This is a genomic window from Gammaproteobacteria bacterium, from assembly GCA_036381015.1.
Taxonomy (GTDB): Bacteria; Pseudomonadota; Gammaproteobacteria; order Steroidobacterales; family Rariloculaceae; genus ZC4RG20.
Genome location: DASVDR010000036.1, coordinates 16,483 through 37,438 on the forward strand (window position 1 = coordinate 16,483; position 20,956 = coordinate 37,438).

Here is a 20,956-nt window from a genome sequence, read left to right on the forward strand (position 1 = left end):
GGCTCAATCGGGCGCTCGGGCGCCGAGCTCGCCTTCGAAGAAGTCCGGCGGGTCCTCGAGACAGGACGCCGGGTCGCGTTCCGCCTCGAGCGCATCGGAGGGCGCCGGCGGGATGCGCAGCGCCTCGCTCTCGTCCGGCACGGACAGATCGTCCGGCACCCGAATCGGGCCGACGGACTCCGCGTTCTGGTAACGCTCCGTGTCCTCGCACCGCAAGCCGTTGTCGCCGGCGCACCCGGCGAGCAGCAGCGATGTCAAAACTCCCGCCAGCGCGCGTCGCATCAGTCAGCCGGTCTCGACTCGGACCCCTGCGGCCTCCATCGCTGCGCGAACGGTTTCGTGGTATTGGTCGGCAAGCGGCGTGAGCGGAAGCCGGATGCCGGGGCCGATCAAGCCCATTTGGCGCACGGCCCACTTCACCGGGATCGGGTTGCTCTCGACGAACAGGTCGCGGTGCAGCGCCCGCAGGCCGGCATCGATCTCCTCCGCCTTCGCCCGGTCGCCGGCGCGCGCCGCATCGCAGAGGCGCCGCATCTGCGCCGGGGCTACGTTGGCCGTCACCGATATCACGCCCTGACCGCCCTGCAACATGAACTCCGCCGCGGTGGAATCGTCGCCGCTCAGCAACGAAAACTCGTCCCCGCATGCGTCTCTGAGTATCTCGATTCGATCGAGTTCCGCGGTGGCCTCCTTGATGCCCGCGATGTTCGGATGGGCGGCGAGCCGCCCGACCGTGGCGGGTTTCAAATCGACGCCCGTGCGGCTCGGCACGTTGTACAGGATGAGCGGATGCGAGACGGCGTCGGCGACCGCGGAGAAGTGGCGGAACATCCCCTCCTGGGTCGGCTTGTTGTAATACGGCGTCACGATCATGAGCCCCGCGAGCGGCAGCCGGTCGACCGTGCGGGACAGCGCGAGGGTCTGGGCAGTGGAGTTCGACCCGGTGCCGGCGATGATCGGAATGCGCCCGTCGGCCGCTTCGCAGCTGCGCTCGAGGAGCTCGACGTGCTCGCCGCGCGTCAACGTCGGCGACTCGCCCGTGGTGCCGGCGATCACCAACGCCTCCGTGCCGGCATCGACATGGAAGTCCACGAGGGTCTGGAGGGAGGTGTAGTCCAGCGCGCCGCCCTCGTCCATCGGCGTGACCAGCGCCGCCATGCTGCCTGAAAACATCGCCCGCCCAATCGGATAGAAAGGCGAGGATAGTACTGGCGGCCGCCGGGACAGGCAACTTGCCATTGCGCGCCCACAACTTCGGGGTACACTGGTCCGGCCCAAACCGTCGACCGGGATTGACGTCTTAAATGCAGCAACTGTTGGTCATATCCGCCGTGGGCGGCGATCCGACGGCCGTCGTTCAGGATCTCACGCGCACGATTCTGGATTGCGGAGGCAACATCAAGGAAAGCCGGATGACCGCGCTCGGGTCCGATTTCGGGATGCTCCTGCTCGTCGCCGGCAACTGGCATACCATCAGCCGCCTCGAGCGCGACCTCGAGCGCTTCGCGAGCAGCAACGGGCTGACGATGAAGTTCCGGCGGACCGAGCCTCGGCACTTCGGAAAAGAGCTGCTCCCGTACGCGGTCGACGTCGTCGGCCTCGACCAGCCCGGCATCGTGCACAGCCTGAGCGGCTTCTTCGCCACTCGGCAGGTGGAGATCGGCGAGCTGTCCGCGCGCAGCTACGTCGCGTCGCAGACCGAGACGCCGATGTTCTCGGTGCAGATGTACATCAATATTCCCGCCTCGATCCACATCTCCGCCCTTCGCGAAGAGTTCATGGATTTCTGTGATCAGCTGAACGTCGACGCAATCATGGAGCCGGTGAAGCATTCGTGATCGCGCGGGCACGCTGCTAAGGCAAGAGCAACGAGATGGCGAAAGCCGAGGTCGGCAAGAAGGTTCCGCAGTTTCGCGCGCAGGCCACGGGCGGCAGGACCGTGTCTTCGAAGGATCTGGCCGGCCGCCCCTACGTCCTCTATTTCTATCCGAAGGACGATACGCCGGGCTGCACTGCGGAGGGCCAGGATTTCCGGGACCGGTACGAGGAGTTCCGCGGCAGCGGAATCGAGGTATTCGGCGTCTCGCGCGACAGCCTGGAGTCCCACGAGAAGTTCAAGCAGAAGTACGGCCTGTCGTTCGACCTGATCTCGGATCCGGAAGAAAAGCTTTGCAAGCTGTTCGACGTGATCCGCGAGAAGAACATGTACGGGAAGAAGTACCTCGGCGTCGAGCGGAGCACGTTCCTGATCGACGCCGACGGCGTCCTGCGCGAGGAGTGGCGCAAAGTGAAGGTCAAGGGCCACGTCGAGAACGTTTTACGGGCCGCGCTGTCTTTATAACCGTATGATCCGCGCGGGCGCCGGCGCGGGTCCGGAGGGCGCGATGAAAAGAGGCTTGTGTCTGCTCGTGATGGTCGCGCAGGCGATCGTCCCTTGCGCATGGGCGGACGAGCTGCCCGATTTCGGCACGCCCGCCGACGCCGTGTTGAACAAGAGCCGCGAGGGCCAGCTCGGGCGCTCGGTCATGCTGGAGCTGCGCAACGCCGGCGTCGTCGTCGACGATCCGCTGCTCACCGAGTATGTCCAGTCGATCGGATCGCAGATCGCGAGCCACGCGAACGACGGAGATTACCGCTTCCGCTTCTTCGTCGTCGACGACGACAGCATCAACGCCTTCGCGCTCCCCGGCGGCTACGTCGGAGTGCACACGGGGCTGATCCTCGCGAGCGAGAACGAAAGCGAGCTCGCCGGAGTCCTCGCTCACGAGGTCTCGCACGTCACCCAGCGGCACATTGCCCGCTCGCTCTACGACTCGCAGCGCACGAGCATCGTCTCGATGGCCGCGATGCTCGCGGCGATCCTGCTCGGCGCGGCCAGCGACATGCCGGGCGACGCGTTGGCGGGCGTCGTGTCCGCTTCGCAGGCCGCCGCCCTTCAGCGGCAAATCAACTTCACGCGCGCGAACGAGGCCGAGGCCGACCGCGTCGGCATCGAGGTGCTCTCGAAGGCCGGCTTCGACCCGAACGCGATGGCCACGTTCTTCGAGAAGCTGTCGAAGCGCTACGGGATCTCCCGACAGGCCGTGCCCGCGATCCTGCAGACGCACCCGGTGACCGCGCAGCGCATCGCCGAGGCGCGCGCCCGCGCGCGGCAACTCCCGCAGCGCCGCGTCACGAGCAGCGTCAGCTACGAGCTCGCGAAGGCGCGGGTCCAGGTGCTGAGCGCGCCGAGCGCCGCGGCGGCTCTCGACGTGTTCGAGACGAAGCCCGATCCGGACTCGGCCGCCAACCGTTACGGGCGTGCGCTCGCCCTCGCGCAGGCCGGCCGCAACGACGAGGCGGAGCGCATGTTTCGTGAGCTCGCCGGCGAGGCCCCGGGCGTCATCGCTTACCGGATCGGCCGCGGCGAGGCGCTTGCGGCCAGCGGATCGATGGAGCAGGCGCTCGCGGTCTACGCGGACGCGATCCGCCTCTTCCCGCGCAACGTTCCGCTCACGATCAGCTATGCCGAGGCGCTCCTCGAAGCGGGGAAGCCCGGAGAGGCGCACGATCTGCTGCTCGATCTGCTGAACAACGTCCCGCCGACACCGGCTCAGATCCGGCTGATCGCCCGTGCCGCAAACGCCGAGGGCGACGCGTTGAACGCCCATTACTATATGGGCGAGTACTACGTCTCCGTCGGCAACCTCCCGCTCGCGATCAATCAGCTGCGTATGGCGCTCGAGCTGCCCGACGCGCACGAGGTGGAGCGGGCCCGGCTGAACGCGCGGCTAGAGGAGCTGATCGAGTACCTGCCCGAGGAGCAGCGCGAGGACGCGCTCCGCAGGCATTCCGGGTGACGTATCGGCAGCGGACACCGCGCGCCTCCCGCGCGTAGCGCGATCCTCGAGCCCGCGCCGGCGGGCGCCGCGTTCCTCCTCGATCCTGCCTGATCCCCGGTTTCCCGGCGCACCAAATAGCACTAAAATGGTCCTATATCGGGACGGCGAGCGGGTGACCCATGCTGCGAATGAGCAAGCTCACGGACTACGGGACGCTGGTCCTCGCGCAGTTGGCGGCGAACGAGGGCGGCCTATCCACTTGCGGCGCCGTCGCCGAGGCGACGCGGCTCGGGCAGGCCACGGTCAGCAAGCTGCTGAAGCTGCTCGTGCATGCGGGCCTCGTCGTCTCCGTCAGGGGGGTTCAGGGCGGTTACGCCCTCGCCCGCTCGCCGGAGTCGATCACCGCCGCCGAGATTCTGGACGCGCTCGAGGGGCCGGTCGCGATCACCGCGTGCAGCTCCGCCGTCGGCGCGTGCGATCTCGAGGGGCACTGCCGGGTCGGCGCGGCTTGGCAGCGGATCAATCGAAGCATCCGCCTGGCGCTCGAATCGGTCACGCTCGCCGACCTCGAGACTTCGGACGACCCGCTCCCGGCGCCCGCATTGGCGCAGCGAATTCGGAAGTCCGCGGCGCTTCCCTAGGAAAGGAATCGGATGGCAACGGAATCGAAGGAACTGAACGAGCTCGTTCGGCGGAAATACCGGCACGGCTTCGTCACGGACATCGAGCAGGACACGCTCCCGCCCGGCCTCGACGAGGACGTGATCCGCATCCTCTCGCTGAAGAAGGACGAGCCGGCGTGGCTGACCGAGTGGCGCCTGAAGGCCTACCGTCACTGGCTCACGATGCAGGAGCCGACGTGGGCGCACGTGAAGTACACGCCGGCCGACTATCAGTCGATCTCGTACTACTCGGCGCCGAAGCGGCGGGCCGATGCGCCGAAGAGCCTCGACGAGGTCGATCCAAAGCTCCTCGAGACTTACGACAAGCTCGGCATTCCGCTGCACGAGCGCGCGAAGCTCGCGGGGGTCGCCGTGGATGCGGTCTTCGACAGCGTCTCGGTCGCAACCACGTTCAAGGAAAAGCTCGCCGAAGCCGGCGTGATCTTCTGCTCGATGTCCGAGGCCGTGCGCAGCCATCCGGAGCTCGTGCGGAAGTATCTCGGCAGCGTCGTCCCGTATCGGGACAACTTCTTCGCCACGCTGAACTCGGCCGTGTTCACCGACGGCTCGTTCGTCTATGTGCCGAAAGGCGTGCGCTGCCCGATGGAGCTTTCGACGTATTTCAGGATCAACGCGGCGAACACCGGGCAGTTCGAGCGCACGCTGATCATCGCCGACGAAGGCGCATACGTCAGCTATCTCGAAGGCTGCACTGCGCCGATGCGCGACGAGAACCAGCTCCACGCGGCCGTCGTCGAGCTCGTCGCGCTCGACAACGCCTCGATCAAGTACTCGACGGTGCAGAACTGGTATCCGGGCGACGAGGAAGGCAAGGGCGGCATTTACAACTTCGTCACGAAGCGCGGCGAGTGCCGCGGCGCGAATTCGAAGATCTCGTGGACGCAAGTGGAGACGGGGTCGGCGATCACGTGGAAGTACCCGAGCTGCGTGCTGCGCGGCGATAGCTCGGTCGGCGAGTTCTACTCCGTGGCCGTGACGAACAACTACCAGCAGGCGGATACCGGGACGAAGATGATCCACATCGGGCGCAACACGCGCAGCACGATCGTCTCGAAAGGCATCTCGGCCGGCCACGGGCAGAACGCGTATCGGGGCCTCGTCCGGGTGATGCCGACGGCGAAGGGCGCGCGGAACCACACGCAGTGCGACTCGCTGCTGATCGGCGATCGCTGCGGCGCCCACACGTTCCCGTACATCGAATCGCGGGAGCGCACGGCACGGGTCGAGCACGAAGCCACGACGTCGAAAATCAGCGAGGACCAGCTCTTCTACTGCCGCCAGCGCGGTCTCTCGGAGGAAGACGCCGTCAACATGATCGTGAACGGCTTCTGCCGGGAGGTCTTCAAGGAGCTCCCGATGGAATTCGCCGTCGAAGCCCAGAACCTGTTGAACGTCAGCCTCGAAGGAGCGGTCGGCTGATGGTGCCGTCTCGGTCGAGGGTACCGGACATGCATTGCGTCCGTTCGGTCCCGGACACGCACTCGGCGGACACGGAGCGCAGGCACGCGGAGGGATTCGGATGCTGCGAATAAGGAATTTGCGAGTGGAGGTCGACGCGCGGCCGATCCTGAAAGGGCTCGATCTCGACGTCGGCACCGGCGAAGTGCACGCGATCATGGGGCCCAACGGCTCCGGGAAGAGCACGCTCGCCCAGGTTCTCGCCGGGCGCGAGGACTACACGGTCACGGCGGGCAGCGTGGAGCTCGACGGCAAGGACTTGCTCGCGATGTCGCCGGAGGACCGCGCCCGGGAAGGCGTGTTCCTCGCCTTTCAGTACCCGATCGAGATTCCGGGCGTGAACAACGCGTACCTTCTGAAGGCCGCGCTCAACGCCCAGCGCAAAGCCCGCGGAGAGCCGCAGATCGACGCATTCGAGTTCATGAAGCTGATCAACGCGAAGCTCGAGCTGATGCAGATGTCGCGCGACTTCCTGCATCGCAGCGTGAACGAAGGCTTCTCAGGCGGCGAGAAGAAACGCAACGAGATTCTCCAGATGCTCATGCTCGAGCCGCGGCTCGCGCTGCTCGACGAGACGGATTCCGGTCTCGACGTCGACGCGCTGAAGGTCGTCGCGTCCGGAATCAACAGCCTCCGCGGCCCGGATCGCTCGATGGTGCTCGTGACTCACTACGAGCGGCTGCTCGAGCTCGTCGTGCCGGACTTCGTCCACGTGCTCGCAGGCGGTCGGATCGTGAAGTCCGGCGATCGCACGCTCGCGCGGGAGCTCGACGCGCGCGGCTACGACTGGGTCCAAGCCGAGGCGGCAGCATCGTGAGCGCGAACGTTCTCGAAATGCAGTTCGAAAGCCAGCGCCACGGGCTGCCGGGCTCTGTAGAGCAGCGCCGCGCGGCGCTCGATGCATTCCTCGGGCACGGCTTTCCGACGCGCCGCGACGAGGCGTGGAAGTACACGGATCTGAAGCCGATCGCGTCCGGGCGCTTCGCTCCCGCCCCGCCTCCGGCGGCCGATTCCGGACGCAAGGCGGTCGAAACGGCGCTGGCCGAGGCCGTACCCGAAGCGGGCGCCGGGCGGCGTGTCGTCTTCGTCGACGGCCGGCTGGACCGCGCGCTCTCTCGCCTTCACGGCGGCGGCCTCGAGATCGCGGCGCTCGGCGCCGACGGAGACCGTCTCACGTCTCCGGGCCGCGCAGGCCGGCTCGACGCGCATCCGCTCGCTCAGCTCAACCGTGCCTTCGCCCGGGACGGCGTCGCGGTCCGCGTCGCGGCGGGAAGCGCGATCGACTCGCCGCTCGAAATCTTCCTGGCCGGCGGCGCCGCGCACGAGCTCGCCCAGCACGTCCGCCTCTCGATCGAACTCGGCCCGAACGCGTCGCTCGCCATCGTCGTGCATTGTCTCGACTCCGGCGCGTCGCCGAATTGGCTGAACCTGGTCCTCGACGTCGTGCAGGCCGAAGGCTCGCGCCTGTCGCTCCATCGCCTTCAGGAGCACGGCGCGGAGGTCTTCCACACGTCGCTGCTCGCGGCCGAGCTCGCGAAGGATTCGTGCCTGCAGGTCGGCTACGTCGATCTCGGCGCCCGGCTCGCGCGTAACGACATCGACCTCCGGCTCGCCGAGCCGGGCGCGAGCGCGGACGTCTTCGGCATTTTCCTTGCGTCGTCGGGCCAGCACATCGACGAGCACATCCGGATCGACCATGCCGCCGAGCACACGACGAGCGCCACGGCCTTTCGCGGCATCGCGGGCCGCAACGGCCGCGGCGTCTTCAACGGCAAGGTCATCGTGCGGCCCGGAGCGCAGCGCATCGACGCCCGCCAGAGCAGCGACAACCTGCTGCTCGCCGACCAGGCCGAGATCGATACGAAGCCGGAGCTCGAGATCTATGCTGACGACGTGAAGTGCAGCCACGGCGCCACCGTAGGCGAGCTCGATGCGGAGCAGCTCTTCTACCTGCGCAGCCGCGGGCTGCCGGAGGATGCGGCGCGCGGTCTGCTCACGTTCGCATTCGCGAACGCGCTGCTGCGGCGCATCGAGCCGGAGCGGCTGCGAGAACGCGCCGCGCGCAAAGTCGCCGGCCAGCTGCCGGACCATGGATGGGAGGATCTCGGATGAGCGCCACCGCCGCACGGCCGGAGCACGCCGGCGCAGTCAGTGACATCGCCTCGCTTCGGGAGCGCTTTCCCGCGCTCCGCCAGCACGTGCACGGCAAGCCGCTCGTGTACCTCGACAACGCCGCGTCGTCGCAGTGCCCGCAGCCCGTCCTCGACGCGATGCTCCGGCAGCAGCGCTCGAACCATGCGAACGTGCACCGCGGCGTGCACGCGCTCAGCGAGCGCGCCACGGAAACGTTCGAGGCCGCCCGCGACAAGATTCGCGCGTACATCAACGCGTCGGGAACCGACGAGATCGTCTATACACGCGGCACCACGGAATCGATCAACCTCGTCGCCGCGAGCCTCGGCGCAAGCCTCCTCGGTGCCGGCGACGAGGTGCTGATCACGCACATGGAGCACCACTCGAACATCATTCCGTGGCAGCTCGTGTGCGAGCGTGTCGGCGCCCGGCTCGTCCCGGCGCCGATTACCGAGCGTGGCGAGCTCGACCTCGACGCGTTCGACCGGCTGCTCACGGAGCGCACGAAGATCGTGGCCGTTGGCCACGTCTCGAACGCGCTGGGCACGGTCAACCCGGTGCGGCGCCTGATCGAGCGAGCCCACGCGGCCGGCGCCGTGGTCCTCGTCGACGGGGCGCAGGCCGTGCCGCATATGCGGGTCGACGTGCAGGCGCTCGACTGCGATTTCTACGCGTTCTCCGGCCACAAGATGTTCGCGCCGACCGGCATCGGCGTGCTGTACGGCAAGCGCGAGCTGCTCGACCGGATGCCCCCGTACCAGGGCGGCGGAGAGATGATCCTCTCGGTGAGCTTCGACAAGACGCTCTACAATGCCCTGCCCTACAAGTTCGAGGCCGGCACGCCGAACATCACGGGCGCGGTCGCGCTCGGCGCCGCCGTGGATTTTCTCTCCGGCATCGACTTCGCCGCGGTCGCAGCTCACGAGAGCCGCCTGCTCGAGTACGCCACCGAGAAGGTGCTCGAGCTCGGCGCCCGCGTGATCGGCACGGCGGAGCACAAGGCGGGCGTGCTCTCCTTCGTGCTCCCCGGGATCCACGCGCACGACGTGGGCACGATCGTCGACAGCGAGGGCGTCGCGATCCGCACCGGCCATCACTGTGCGATGCCGGTGATGGAGCGCTTCGGCGTTCCGGCCACTGCGCGCGCCTCGTTCGCTCTGTACAACAACCGGGACGACGTCGACCGGCTCGTCGTCGGCCTGCGCCGCGCTTTGGAGATTTTTGCGTGAACGAGCTCAAGGAGCTGTATCGCGAGGTCATCCTCGACCACAACCGCGATCCCCGCAATTTCGGCGAGATCGAGGACGCGGACCGCGTCGTCGAAGGCGTCAATCCGCTCTGCGGAGACAAGATGACGCTGTACGTGAAGCTCGACGGCGATCGAATCGACGACATCAAGTTCAAGGGGACCGGATGCGCGATCTCGATCGCATCGTCGTCGCTGATGACCGACCGCGTGAAGGGCGCTTCCGTCGAGGAGTCGATGAGCTTGTTCGGCGCAATCCACGAAATGCTGACCGGAAACGGCGAAGCTTCGCTCGAGGATCTCGACAAGCTCGCGGCACTCGCGGGCGTTCGCGAGTATCCGACGCGCGTGAAGTGCGCAAGCCTCGCATGGCACGCGCTGAAAGCCGCGCTCGCTGGCTCCGCCCAGCAGATATCCACCGAGTGAGTCATGTATTTCGGACACAATGAACCGGTCACGTTCTCGCGCGACTGCGAGGCCGTCCTGATCCCGGCCGGCGAGAAGGTGATGCTGCCGGCCGGCACGTTCGGCTTTCTGACGCAGGCGCTCGGCGGCAGCTTCACCATCTACATCGAAGGCAACCTCTTCCGCATCGCGGGCATCGATGCCGACGCGATCGGCAAGGAGCCGCTGCAGGCGCCCGAAATTCCGGAGAACGCCACCGAGAGCGACGTCGAGGCCGTCGTGTGGAGTCAGCTTCGCACCTGCTTCGATCCCGAGATTCCGATCAACATCGTGGACCTCGGTCTCGTCTACGAGTGCGGGATCGAGCGCACCGAGAACGGCGGGCGGATCGTCCGCATCAAGATGACGCTGACGGCGCCGGGGTGCGGGATGGGCGACATTCTCGCCGCCGACGTGCGCGAGAAGATCGAGCTGATCCCCACCGTCGAGCGCGCGGACGTCGAGCTCGTGTTCGATCCGCCGTGGAACGCCTCGATGATGTCGGAAGAGGCCCGGCTCGAAGCCGGCCTGATGTGACGCGCCTCGGCGGCGCGCTCCGCTCGGCGGGATGAAGCGGCTGACGCTGCTGCGGCATGCGAAGTCGAGCCACCGGGACGACGGGCTCGCCGACCTCGAAAGGCCGCTCTCCGCGCGCGGCGAGCGCGACGCACCGGCGATCGCGGAGCGCCTTGCGGCGCGCGGCGCGCGCCCGGCGCTGATCCTGACGAGCCACGCAGTGCGCGCGAAGTCCACCGCGCGAATCGTGGCGGGCGTGCTTGGCTGCTCCGATGCCGTGCGCGTGGAGCCGGCGCTCTATCTGGCGTCGCCGGACGACCTTCTCGCGATCGTCCACGCGCTCGACGACCGCCTCCCCGAGGCGCTGCTGGTCGGGCACAACCCCGGGCTCACGGATCTCGCGAACCGGCTGCTGCCCGACCTCGGCGGCCTCGACGACCTGCCGACGGCGGGCGTCGTGGCCGTAGAGAGCGAGGCCGAAACCTGGGCCGGGGTGGGCCGCTCCCGATGCCGCCTCCTCTACCGCGACGTTGGGCGATCGCGCACCGGATCGCGGGGCGGACACGAGCCGTAGAAAAAGCGTGCGGCGGCCGGCAGAGCTCGAGCCGGGGGGCGCAGCTCGCGGACCACGCCTCTTGCGGCTATGACTCTGGAGCTCAGGGCTCGCCGGAACGCTGGGCGCGGATCAGACGGCGCGTGCGCTTGTCCGGACGACCCGGCGTGGGCGATCGCCCAAGCAAGCGGTCGATCGAGCGGCGCTCGGCCGCTTCTTGCCCCCGAGCGATCGACTCCGCCGTTTCGACGTAGCAGCGCGCGGCCTCCGGGGCCGGCCCGCGCCGGCTCGGAATGCCGGCGACGGTCACCTCCCGCTCCAGGTCGTCCTTCGTGATCGAGAGGATGTCGCCGACTCTGACCTCGCGGGCCGGCTTCGCCCGCTGGCCGTTCACCCGAACGTGCCCCCCTTTCACGGCCTGCGCCGCGAGGCTGCGGGTCTTATAGAAGCGCGCGCACCAGAGCCAGCGGTCGATGCGCAGCGCCTCGGCCCCGTCAGCCTTCACCGCGCCCGAGATGCCCGCCGTCACGTCGCGCCACCTTCGACTGAACGGACGGTCCGCATTTCAGCGCACGTCGCAGAAGCAGTAGGCATAGAGGCTGCGCGGGTCGTTCAACGTCGAGAGGAACTCGAGCGGCGCCTCGGCCCGCTCGATCAGCTTCTGCACCGGCCGCGGCCACAGCGTCAAGTCCAAGGCTTCGATGACCGGCGCGCCGGTTTCGACCAGCCCGAGCGCGAAGCGCTCGGCGAGCCCGATCCGCGGCTCGTAGTACTCCACGTCGTACCGGCCTTCCTCGAGCCCGGCAAGCTCGGCCGCGGAAGCGATCGCGTCGTCGAGATCGCCGAGCTTGTCGACGAGGCCGCGGTCGTACGCGTCGCTCCCCGTCCACACTCTGCCGCGCGCGACGCGATCGATCTCCTCGACCGGGCGCCCGCGATACATCGATACCTTCGTCACGAACTGCTCGTAGGTCTCGCGCACCGTCTCTCCGATCAGCTGCTTCACGTTCTCGCCGAGGCCGCGCAGGAGGTCGTACTGGCCGGAGAGCTCGGTGGTGCCGATACCGTCGACGTTGACGCCGACGCGATCGAGCGTGTTTTGAAACGTCGGCAGCGTGGCGCCGACACCGATCGAGCCCGTCAACGTCGTCGGGCTCGCCCAGATCTCGTCCGCCGACATCGAAACCCAGTAGCCGCCCGAAGCGGCGACGCTGCCCATCGATACGACGACCGGGCGGCCGCTTTCCTGGAACACCTCCACTTGCCGCAGGATCACGTCGGACGCGAACGCGCTGCCGCCGGGGCTGTCGACGCGCAGCACGAGCGCCTTTACGTCCTCGTCTTCGCCGGCCTCGCGAATCAGCTGCGCCGTGGAGTCGCCGCCGACCGTCCCGGGCGGCTGCGTGCCGTCGAGAATCATGCCCGAGAGCACGACGACCGCGACGCGGCTGCGCCCGGGCGCCGGAGGCGCGTCGCGCCGGACGGCCTGGAGGTAGGCGTCCTGATTCACGCTCGGAAAGTCGCTCGCGTCCCCTTCCTCGTCGACGCCGATCGCCTCGCGAATCCTCGCGCGCATCTCGTCGCGGTGCAGCAGCTCGTCGACCAGCCCGTAATCGACCGCGAGACGCGCCGTGTTTCCCCCGGCGCCGCGCAGCAGCGTGACGGCGTCGTCGGCGTAGCGCTGCAGCGCGTCGGGGGCCAGACCGCGCGCAGCGACGACGTCCTGCTGATAGGCCGACCACAGGTCGTTCAAGAACGCCGCCGTCGCCTCCTTGTCTTGCTCAGACATGCTGTTCCGCGTGATCGGCTCGACGAACGACTTGTACTCGCCCACCGTCCACACGTTGTAGTCGATGTACAGCTTGTCGAGCGCTTCTTTGTAGTAAGGGAGGAAGCGGCTATAGCCGTCGATGAGCACGAAGCCCATCGGATGCATGAAGATTTCGTCCGCGTGCGCCGCGAGATAGTACTGATCGCGATCGAAGCCGTCGCCGATCGCGAAAACCGGCTTGCCGCTCGTCTTGAACTCCTCGATCTCTTCGGCAAGCTCCTGGAGCTTGCTTAGCCCCGCTTCGGCGAGCCCATCCAGCTCCAGCACGAGCGCCTTGATGCGCTCGTCGTCCTTGGCGGCGCGCACCGCGTCGATCAGGTCCTTCAGCAGCGTCTCCTCGAGCGGCAGACCGCGTGCGCGCGCGAGCGCGCGCTCGAACGGGTCGCCGGAGAGCTGATCCACGAGCACGCCCTCGGGCGAGATCACGAGCGCGGCCGCTTCGGGCACCGGCGGAGCGCGCCTCGCGAAGCCTGCTGCCAGCACGAGAAGGATCAGGAGCAGCAGGAACAGGTGCAGCAGCTTGCGGAAGCCGTCGACGACGGCCCAGGCGGTGCCGAGCACGCGTCCGAAGAGAAACCCGTTACTCATTGCGCTTCGCGCTCCCCAAATCGTCTCGAGACGGCCGGCCCGAGAGGCTCGCCGCGCGGCCGGACGCTCGTCGGCGCGCAAGCGGCGCCGGTCGAGCGGCCGGACTCCCGCTCCTCCGCGGTCACTCCAGCAAGGCGAGCGACAGGGCCGGCAAGTACGTGATGACCACGACTGAACCCAACAATACCAAAAGGAACGGCACCGTCGCCAAGTAGATCTGCACGATGTCCTTGTCGAAGCGGTGGCTCGCGATGAAGAGGTTCAGCCCCACGGGCGGGGTCAGATATCCGAGCTCCATCGCGCCGAGGAAAACGATGCCGAGGTGGATCGGGTGCACGCCGTATTGGAGCGCCACGGGAACGATCAGCGGCACCACGAGCACGATCGCCGAGAAAATATCGAGGATCGCGCCGAGAATCAGCAAGAACACGAGCAGCGCGAGCAGGAAGGTCTTCGGTCCGGCGACGAATTGGCTGCTGAGCTCGAAGAGCCGCTGCGGAACACCGGTGTCGATCATGTAGTTCGTCGAGGCCAGCGACATGCCGAGGATCGTCAGAATCGCGCCGACGAGGACCATGGATTCGCGTACGATCCGCGGCAGCTCGCGCCACGGTATCTCGCGCAGCACGACGAGCTCCACGATCATCACGTAGAGCACGGTGACGGCCGCGGCTTCCGAGACCGCGAAGTAGCCGCTGTAGATACCGCCGAGAACGACGACGGGCAACGGCAGCTCCCACTTGGCTTCGGCCACCGCGCCGACGACTTCGCTCCACGAGACCGTGCGCCGCACGAGGGCCGTGCGGTTGCGCCAGTAGCTGTAGGCGCAAAGCAAAAGGACCATCAGAATGCCGGGCAAGATCCCGGCGACGAACAGGTCCTCGATCGACGCGCCGGCCACGACGCCGTAGAGGATCAGCGGCAGCGACGGCGCGAACAGAAGACCGAGGCTTCCCGACGCCGTCACTAGGCCGAGGCTGAATCGCGTGTCGTAGCCCGCCTCGACGAGCGCGGGAAAGAGCAGCGCTCCGAGCGCGATGATCGTCACGCCCGACGCCCCTGTGAACGCGGTGAAGAGCGCGCACGCGGCGAGCGAGATCATCGCGAGCCCGCCCGGCAGCCATCCGAGCAGCGCCTGAGACAGGCGCACGAGGCGATGCGGCGCGCGCCCTTCGCTCAGCAGAAATCCGGCGAAAGTGAACAGCGGGATCGCCACGAGCACCGGTGTCTCGGCGAGGCCGAAGAACTCGATCGCGACCACGCTGAGATCGACGTCCTCGCTCGCGAAGCCGAGCATCGCCCCGGCGGCGATCAGCGCGAAGAGCGGCGCGCCGAGCAGTCCGAGGAGCACGAGAGCGCCGGCCGCAGCCACCGCCCTACCCCGCTTCCCGGCCCGAGCCGAGCGCCCGCAGGAGATAGCGGTACGCGATCAGCGCGAAGCCGACCGGCAGGATCAGCTGAAACCACCAAGCGGGCAAGTTGCCGAGCAGCTCGTCGCCGAACTCCCGCGAATCACTCACGAAGGTCCACGAGTACCATGCGAGGAGGCCGCACACGCCCGACGTGAACAGGTTGCGCACGACGGAAGCGACCACGCGCAGACGCGGAGGCAGCAGACGCGTGACGACGTCGATCGCGATGTGCCGGCAGTCGCGGCTCGCGGCGATCGCGCCGAGGAGCGCGAGCCACAACACGATCAGCCGCGTCAGCCCATCGGCCCAGACGACACCGGTGGAAAACACGTCGCGCAGGACGATCTGGCCGGTGGACAGCAGGATCAGGGCGACGAGGCAGAGCACGAGCAGCGCATTCTCGACATGGCGCCCGACCTCGCCCGCGCGCCGCCACCACGAATGACGCGACTGCCGGCTCAATGCCCGGCCCGACCTTCCGATCGACTCGACGACGGCCTCCGTCCGGCGAAGCGCCGCTCGAGCACGCTCCTACTTCCCCGTGCTCGACGACCGGCGGTACTCGGCAAGCAGCCCGAGCAGGCGGTCGAGCAGCGCGGCATCCACGTCGGCGCGGCTCTCGAGCTCCGGATACAGCGACTGGATCGTCGCCCGGATGTCGTCGAGACCCGCTTGCTCGACTCGAACGATCTCCACGCCCGAGCTCTCGAGGACCTCCCGCGCCCGGCGGTTGTCCTCGCGCGCCGCCTCGTCGAGCCGCCGGACGGTGTCGCCGACGACCTCCGCGAAAATGCGTTGGTCGGCCGCGTCGAGGCGCGAGTACGCGCGGCGATCGAAGGCGACCACGCCCATCGAGTACGAAACCGGCAGATCGGTCATGTACCGCACCGCCGTGTGCCACTGGAGGACGAGCGCGGCGACCGGCGACGCGGCGACGATGTCGAGCAGCCCCGTCTGCAGCCCGGTGAGCACGTCCGTGACGGGCAGCACGACGGGCGAGAGGCCGAGCCGCTCCATCGCCAGAAAGCTGATGCGGTCGCCCTCCGGCACCCAGACCTTCCGGCGCCGCATGTCCTCGATGCTGCGGATCGGCTCGTTCGCCATCAGGTGCGCGAAGCCGCCTTCGACGAAGCCGAAACTGACGAAGCCCGCCTCGAGGAGCCCGTGCCGGAGAGTCTCGTCCATGCGGCTGCGGACGTAGTCGACCTCGTCCAGCGAGCGGAACAGCAGCGGTATGCCATAGAGGTTCAACCCGGGGTACCGCTCGGCGAGGCCGCCGGCCGTGAAGGCGCCGCCCTGAAGCTGGCCGATGCGGATCTTGCGCAGCACCTGGGCATCGTTGCCCATCACGCCGCCCGGATAAAACTGGATCTCGACGCGGCCGTCGGTGCGTTCCTTGATCTCCGCGGCCGCCGCGCGCATCTCGCGCATCCAATGCGAGCCGTCCGGCGCGACCGTCGCCAGCTTGAGCTCGACGGCCGCCGCCGTGCCCGCGGCGCCGAGCCCGACTGCGGCCAGCGCAAGCGCCGTCGAGACGCGCCTCGCGATGCGGCGCGCGGCCGCCGAGACCGACGACTGCCGCCGCGGAACGGCGCGCGCGCGCCGCCGGCTTCGTGCCTGGACCATCAGAAGTACTCCTCCGCGGACTCGAGCAGCTCTCGCGCCTCCTCCTTGGCCAACGCGTTGAAGAGCGTCAATCCCGGCGCCTCGGTCGGCGCCTCGAGCACGTCGTGCAGGAGCCGGTCGTGCAGCTCCCGGTCGAAGACGAGGCGCGCGTATCTGCGTGCATATTCTACCTTCACGGAAAGATCGCGGCCGCCCGAAAGCTCGATTGCGCGCTCGAAGTGCATCTTCGCGACCTCGGGCCGTCCGCCGAGCGCCGGCGGACGAAGCGCGTTCAGGATCCCAAGATAGGCGTGCGCCGCGCCGTGCTGATAGGTCTCGTCGAGCTCGAGCACGCGCTCGAGGCACGCTTCCACCCACGGAAGCTCGGCCACGGCGCGCATGTCCTCGCTCGTGGCCTCGAGATTACTGAGCCAGCTCACCGCATAAGCGTACAGCAGGTCGATGTCGTCCTTTGTGACGTCGCTCAACTGCCGCGTGAATTCGTCGTAGTCGGGCAGCTGCTCGTCGCAGGCCCAATCGTAGCGGCTGCACATTGCCTCCGCCCCGTAGCGGCGCGCCTTCCCGGTGAGCTCGCCCGCCCGCGCGGCGTCGGCGACGAATCGGGAGCCGTAAAGGGCATAGAGCTGCGCGCCCGCGGCGAGCAGCGCGTCGTCGTCGGGATGCGTGCTGATCATGCCGTCGAGCAGCAGAAGGTACGCGGGAGCGCCGTGCTCGATCAGCGCGGGGTCGCTCTGATTGAGGATCGACGCCGAGAGCGTTTCGGCCGCCATGGAGCCGACCAGACCGCTGCAGCCGCTCGCGGCGAGCGCGGCAACGGCGCATACGGCAAACGATCGCATCCCGAACGCTGCTTCGGCGTCGGCGAGGGGGCGCCGGCTCGGGCTGCTGGCCCCCGGCGCGACTCGCTGACGCGGCCTGCCCGCTCTAGACCTTTTCCTTGATCCGCGCGGACTTGCCGCTGCGCTCGCGCAGGTAGTAGAGCTTTGCGCGGCGCACGTCGCCGCGCCGCTTGACCTTGATGTCCGCGATTGCGGGGCTGTGCGTCTGGAACACTCTCTCGACGCCTTCACCGTGCGAGATCTTGCGCACCGTGAACGACGAGTTCAGCCCGCGATTGCGTTTGGCGATCACGACGCCTTCATAGGCCTGGAGGCGCTCGCGGTCGCCTTCGGACACGCGGACCTGCACGACCACGGTGTCGCCCGGCGCGAATGGGGGGACGTCCTTCTTCAGCTGTTCCCGCTCGATTTCGTCAATCACTTTCGACATGGCCACATCCTCTCCTTCGAACCGCTCGCGCACCCTATCGATCTTACGCCGTACGGCGCGCGACCTCGCGCTTGAACTCCTCGAGCAACTCCGTCTCCTCGCGCGTCAGCCCCCGCTCCTCGAGCAGGCGCGGGCGCCTCTGCCACGTTCGCCCGAGCGATTGCTTCAGACGCCAGCGGCGCACGGCCTCGTGATCCCCGCGAAGCAGCACGTCCGGCACGCTCATGCCGTCGACCGTCTCCGGCCGCGTGTACTGCGGGCAATCGAGGAGCCCCGCGCTGTAGGAGTCCTCCGCGGAGGAATCCTCGTGCCCGAGCACTCCGGGCAGCAGCCGCGCGACGGCGTCGATCACGACCGCCGCGGCGATCTCTCCGCCGCTCAGCACGTACTCGCCGAGCGACAGCTCCTCGCCGATCTCGCCCTCGACGATCCGCTCGTCGATCCCCTCGTAGCGCCCCGCGACGAGGAGCAAGCCCGGCGCGGCGGCGAGCTCCTGCACGAGTGGCTGGTCCAGCACCCGGCCCTGCGCGCTCAGCACGAACTCGCGACATCCGGGCGGCAGGCGTGTCCGAAGCGCGCGGATCGCGTCCCGCATCGGCTCGTACTTCAGCACCATGCCGGGGCCGCCGCCGTAGGGCCGATCATCGACGGTCCGATGCCGGTCGAACGCGAATTCACGGGGCGACAGATGTTCCACCGTGAGCAGCCCCCGCTCCCGTGCCCGGCCGACGACGCCGCAGCGCGCGACCGGCTCGACGAGCTCCGGAAACAGCGAGACGACGCCGATCGTGTACACGTCACTCGTCCCAGAACTCCCGCTCCCAGTCGACGACGATCACGCCGCCCTCGACGTCGACCTCGCGCACGACCGAGCCCGCGACGAACGGGATGAGCCGATCGCGCCCGCCCCGCAGCACCAGCACGTCGTTCGCCCCGGTCGACATCAGGCGCTCCACCTCGCCGAGCCGCTCGCCGCGCGTGTTGCGCACTTCGAGACCTTCGAGGTCCGCCCAGTAGTACTCGCCCGGCGCGCACGGCGGAAGCGCGGCCCGCTCGACCTGGATTTCGGCGCCGATCCATCCGCGCGCCGCGTCCCGATCGTCGATCCCGCGAAGCTTGGCCACCACCGTGCGCCCGTGCCGGTGCCCGGCCTCGACCTCGACGCGCCGCGATTCACCTTCGTGCTCCAGTATCCACTCGGCGAACTCGACGATGTTCTCGCGGGGCTCGGTATACGAGTGCACCTTCACCCACCCTTTGACGCCGAAGAGGCCGCTGATGCGGCCCACGTCGACCCGCTTCGCGCCGCCCACGCCCGGACCGCGCGTGATGCTAGGCGGCCGCGGAGCTCCGGTACTGCTTGACGAGCTGCGCCACCCGTTCGGACATCTGGGCGCCCTGCTTGACCCAGTAGTCGGTCCGCTCGAGGTCGATCTCGAGCTCGCGCTCGGGCGGCTGCGCGATCGGGTTGAAGAAGCCGAGGCGCTCGATATACCGTCCGTCGCGGCGGTTTCGCCGGTCGGTCACGACGATGTGATAAAAGGGGCGCTTCGTCGCTCCGCCGCGCGACAAACGTATCCTGACCATAAGCTTCGAATCCTAAGGTGACGATTCCAGCCGCCCGCTGCGGCGCCGGCAGGCCCCGTGAGCCCCGAAGCGGCGCCGAGCGCTCGCGGCCGGCCTGATCGGCCGAGTCCGTGGGCGGCGTCGGAAAATCAAAAGCGGCCGCCGGGACCGCTCGCTGAGGCGCAGGATTCTACTTGGTTTCGCGCCGAATGTAAGCCCGAAGCCGGCCGCCGAGCCTGGCGTGCCCTCAACCGCGCCCTCACCGGCCGAACGGCCGCGGCCCCCCCCGGGCCCGCAGCGCGCCGCCGAGAGCCCGCTCGAAGCCGCCCTTCGACACGCGCTTCATCGTCTTCGCGAGCTGGCGGTGCTGCTTCAGCAGGCGGTTCACGTCCTGCACCGTGAGCCCGGAGCCGCTCGCGATGCGGCGCTTGCGGGAGCCGTCGATCAGCGCCGGGTGGCGGCGCTCGCGCCGCGTCATCGAGTTGATCAGCGCAATCTGGCGCCGCAGCTGCCCGTCGTCGAAGCCGGCCGCGCCGAGCGCCTCGGGCTTCACGCCCGGCAGCTTCTCGAGCAGCGCGCCGAGCCCGCCCATCCCGATCAGCTGCTCGAGCTGGTCCTTGTAGTCCTCGAGATCGAGCTCGCGGCCCTTCTTGACCTTGGCCGCGACCCGCTCGGCCTTCTCCCGGTCGACCCGCCGCTGGACCTGCTCGACGAGTCCGACGACGTCGCCCATTCCGAGGATTCGCGACGCGAACCGCTCGGGAACGAACGGCTCGAGCGCGTCGAGCTTCTCGCCCGTGCCGATCAGCTTGATCGGCACACCGGTGATCTCGCGGACCGAGAGCGCCGCGCCGCCGCGCGCGTCGCCGTCCGCCTTGGTCAGGATCGCGCCGGTTAGCGGCAGGGCGTCGTGGAAGGCCTTCGCGGAGTTCACCGCGTCCTGCCCGAGCATTGCGTCGACGATGAACAGCGTCTCGGACGGCTCGACGGCCGCGTGCACCTCGCGTACCTCGGCCATCATTGCCTCGTCGACGTGCAGCCGTCCCGCGGTGTCGACGATCAGCCAGCGCGCACCTCGCCGCCGCGCCTCGGCCACGGCGTCCGCGGCGATTCGGCGCGCGTCGTTCGATTCCGGACGGAAATATCCGGCGCCGAGCTCGCGGGCGATCGTCTCGAGCTGCTCGCGTGCGGCCGGCCGGTGCACGTCGGTGCTGACGAGCAGCACCTGGCCCGGAGAGCCCTCGGCGAGCCAGCGGGCGAGCTTCCCGGCCGTCGTCGTCTTGCCGGCGCCCTGAAGGCCCACGAGGAGCAGCACCGCCGGGCGCCCCTTCGGCCGAAGCGGGGTCTGGTCCCGGCCGAGCACGATCACGAGCTCGTCGTGCACGATCTTCACGAACGCCTGCCCCGGGTTCAGGCTGCGCGCCACCTCGGCGCCGAGCGCTCTTTGGCGTACGCGCTCGACGATGCGCTTCACGACGGGCAGCGCCACGTCCGCCTCGAGCAGCGCCATCCTGATCTGGCGAACGGTGTCGCGAACGTTGTCCTCGGTGATGCGGCCGCGGCCGGTCACTCGCTGGAGCGCGCCGTTCAGGCGCTCGGTCAAGGTATCGAACATCGGTGGTGAGTCGAGGTCAGGATCCGGGGCGGTCAGCCTATCACGGCGCCGCACGGGGCCGAAGGCGGGACGGTCCGGGCGCCGCGCTGCGCGCCCCCCGCAGGGGGCGATTTTCCCCTTGCCGAAAGCGGTATTCGGCTCCTTGACACCCCGTTTCCGGTTCGGTCACTCTAGGACCGACGTACTCAGCGGAGG

24 protein-coding genes are annotated in these 20,956 nt (G+C 68.4%); 11 read left to right on the forward strand and 13 right to left on the reverse strand.

The genetic code is table 11. The annotated features are described in order from the left end of the window. Nucleotides 1-3: 3 nt before the first annotated feature. Nucleotides 4-282 carry a hypothetical protein gene (locus VF329_12635; protein HEX7081851.1) on the reverse strand — a complete coding sequence of 93 codons (279 nt, stop codon included), beginning with the start codon at nt 280-282 and terminating at the stop codon, nt 4-6. 3 nt (nt 283-285) lie between these two features. Next, a complete protein-coding gene (dapA, locus tag VF329_12640) occupies nt 286-1,173 on the reverse strand; it encodes a 4-hydroxy-tetrahydrodipicolinate synthase (GenBank protein HEX7081852.1) in 888 nt (295 codons plus the stop codon). Between the two features lie 131 nt (nt 1,174-1,304). Here dapA and VF329_12645 point away from each other — a divergent pair, with 131 nt between their 5' ends. The 11 genes from VF329_12645 to VF329_12695 all read left to right on the forward strand — a co-directional run bounded on the left by VF329_12645 (nt 1,305) and on the right by VF329_12695 (nt 10,875). After that, a complete protein-coding gene (locus tag VF329_12645; GenBank protein HEX7081853.1) occupies nt 1,305-1,838 on the forward strand; it encodes an ACT domain-containing protein in 534 nt (177 codons plus the stop codon). Nucleotides 1,839-1,873: 35 nt separating this feature from the next. Continuing rightward, on the forward strand, nt 1,874-2,341 hold the full coding sequence (locus tag VF329_12650; protein HEX7081854.1) for a peroxiredoxin: 468 nt from the start codon (nt 1,874-1,876) through the stop codon (nt 2,339-2,341). 43 nt (nt 2,342-2,384) lie between these two features. Further along, a complete protein-coding gene (locus VF329_12655) occupies nt 2,385-3,839 on the forward strand; it encodes a M48 family metalloprotease (GenBank protein ID HEX7081855.1) in 1,455 nt (484 codons plus the stop codon). Between the two features lie 161 nt (nt 3,840-4,000). After that, nucleotides 4,001-4,462, forward strand: coding sequence for an SUF system Fe-S cluster assembly regulator (locus tag VF329_12660; GenBank protein HEX7081856.1), 462 nt, complete (start codon nt 4,001-4,003; stop codon nt 4,460-4,462). A 12-nt stretch (nt 4,463-4,474) separates the two neighbouring features. Next, the gene (gene sufB, locus VF329_12665) at nt 4,475-5,923 is read left to right on the forward strand and encodes a Fe-S cluster assembly protein SufB (GenBank protein ID HEX7081857.1); all 1,449 of its coding nucleotides are present in this window, start codon (nt 4,475-4,477) and stop codon (nt 5,921-5,923) included. A gap of 100 nt (nt 5,924-6,023) precedes the next feature. After that, the gene (gene sufC, locus VF329_12670) at nt 6,024-6,779 is read left to right on the forward strand and encodes a Fe-S cluster assembly ATPase SufC (protein HEX7081858.1); all 756 of its coding nucleotides are present in this window, start codon (nt 6,024-6,026) and stop codon (nt 6,777-6,779) included. Next, the gene (gene sufD, locus VF329_12675; GenBank protein ID HEX7081859.1) at nt 6,776-8,074 is read left to right on the forward strand and encodes a Fe-S cluster assembly protein SufD; all 1,299 of its coding nucleotides are present in this window, start codon (nt 6,776-6,778) and stop codon (nt 8,072-8,074) included. Before sufC ends, sufD begins: the two co-directional genes overlap by 4 nt. Then, nucleotides 8,071-9,324 (forward strand): cysteine desulfurase, encoded by a 1,254-nt coding sequence (locus tag VF329_12680; protein HEX7081860.1) that lies wholly within the window; start codon nt 8,071-8,073, stop codon nt 9,322-9,324. The genes sufD and VF329_12680 overlap by 4 nt, the downstream gene beginning before the upstream one ends. Then, nucleotides 9,321-9,767 (forward strand): SUF system NifU family Fe-S cluster assembly protein, encoded by a 447-nt coding sequence (locus tag VF329_12685; protein HEX7081861.1) that lies wholly within the window; start codon nt 9,321-9,323, stop codon nt 9,765-9,767. Before VF329_12680 ends, VF329_12685 begins: the two co-directional genes overlap by 4 nt. A 3-nt stretch (nt 9,768-9,770) precedes the next feature. Then, complete coding sequence (gene sufT, locus VF329_12690; GenBank protein HEX7081862.1) at nt 9,771-10,322, forward strand: putative Fe-S cluster assembly protein SufT; 552 nt, start codon at nt 9,771-9,773, stop codon at nt 10,320-10,322. A 31-nt stretch (nt 10,323-10,353) separates the two neighbouring features. Beyond that, nucleotides 10,354-10,875 carry a histidine phosphatase family protein gene (locus VF329_12695; protein HEX7081863.1) on the forward strand — a complete coding sequence of 174 codons (522 nt, stop codon included), beginning with the start codon at nt 10,354-10,356 and terminating at the stop codon, nt 10,873-10,875. An 82-nt stretch (nt 10,876-10,957) separates the two neighbouring features. On the opposite strand, the gene VF329_12700 is transcribed toward VF329_12695, so the two are convergent. From VF329_12700 to ffh, 11 genes are all read right to left on the reverse strand, one after another. Further along, entirely contained in the window at nt 10,958-11,383 is a 426-nt protein-coding gene (locus VF329_12700; protein HEX7081864.1) for an RNA-binding S4 domain-containing protein, read from the reverse strand. A gap of 36 nt (nt 11,384-11,419) precedes the next feature. Beyond that, the gene (sppA, locus tag VF329_12705) at nt 11,420-13,273 is read right to left on the reverse strand and encodes a signal peptide peptidase SppA (GenBank protein ID HEX7081865.1); all 1,854 of its coding nucleotides are present in this window, start codon (nt 13,271-13,273) and stop codon (nt 11,420-11,422) included. A gap of 121 nt (nt 13,274-13,394) precedes the next feature. Next, nucleotides 13,395-14,645, reverse strand: a complete 1,251-nt coding sequence (locus tag VF329_12710) for a TRAP transporter large permease subunit (protein ID HEX7081866.1) — start codon at nt 14,643-14,645, stop codon at nt 13,395-13,397. A 4-nt stretch (nt 14,646-14,649) separates the two neighbouring features. Next, nucleotides 14,650-15,147 carry a TRAP transporter small permease gene (locus VF329_12715; protein ID HEX7081867.1) on the reverse strand — a complete coding sequence of 166 codons (498 nt, stop codon included), beginning with the start codon at nt 15,145-15,147 and terminating at the stop codon, nt 14,650-14,652. Nucleotides 15,148-15,216: 69 nt separating this feature from the next. After that, nucleotides 15,217-16,311, reverse strand: a complete 1,095-nt coding sequence (dctP, locus tag VF329_12720) for a TRAP transporter substrate-binding protein DctP (protein HEX7081868.1) — start codon at nt 16,309-16,311, stop codon at nt 15,217-15,219. After that, the gene (locus VF329_12725; protein ID HEX7081869.1) at nt 16,311-17,150 is read right to left on the reverse strand and encodes a TRAP transporter TatT component family protein; all 840 of its coding nucleotides are present in this window, start codon (nt 17,148-17,150) and stop codon (nt 16,311-16,313) included. Before VF329_12725 ends, dctP begins: the two co-directional genes overlap by 1 nt. Before the next feature lie 85 nt (nt 17,151-17,235). Then, a complete protein-coding gene (gene rplS / locus VF329_12730) occupies nt 17,236-17,580 on the reverse strand; it encodes a 50S ribosomal protein L19 (GenBank protein ID HEX7081870.1) in 345 nt (114 codons plus the stop codon). 43 nt (nt 17,581-17,623) lie between these two features. After that, entirely contained in the window at nt 17,624-18,367 is a 744-nt protein-coding gene (trmD, locus tag VF329_12735) for a tRNA (guanosine(37)-N1)-methyltransferase TrmD (GenBank protein HEX7081871.1), read from the reverse strand. A gap of 10 nt (nt 18,368-18,377) precedes the next feature. Then, a complete protein-coding gene (gene rimM, locus VF329_12740; GenBank protein ID HEX7081872.1) occupies nt 18,378-18,911 on the reverse strand; it encodes a ribosome maturation factor RimM in 534 nt (177 codons plus the stop codon). 1 nt (nt 18,912) lies between these two features. Further along, nucleotides 18,913-19,167 (reverse strand): 30S ribosomal protein S16, encoded by a 255-nt coding sequence (gene rpsP / locus VF329_12745; protein HEX7081873.1) that lies wholly within the window; start codon nt 19,165-19,167, stop codon nt 18,913-18,915. A gap of 238 nt (nt 19,168-19,405) precedes the next feature. Next, nucleotides 19,406-20,761 (reverse strand): signal recognition particle protein, encoded by a 1,356-nt coding sequence (gene ffh / locus VF329_12750; GenBank protein ID HEX7081874.1) that lies wholly within the window; start codon nt 20,759-20,761, stop codon nt 19,406-19,408. Nucleotides 20,762-20,956 lie beyond the last annotated feature (195 nt).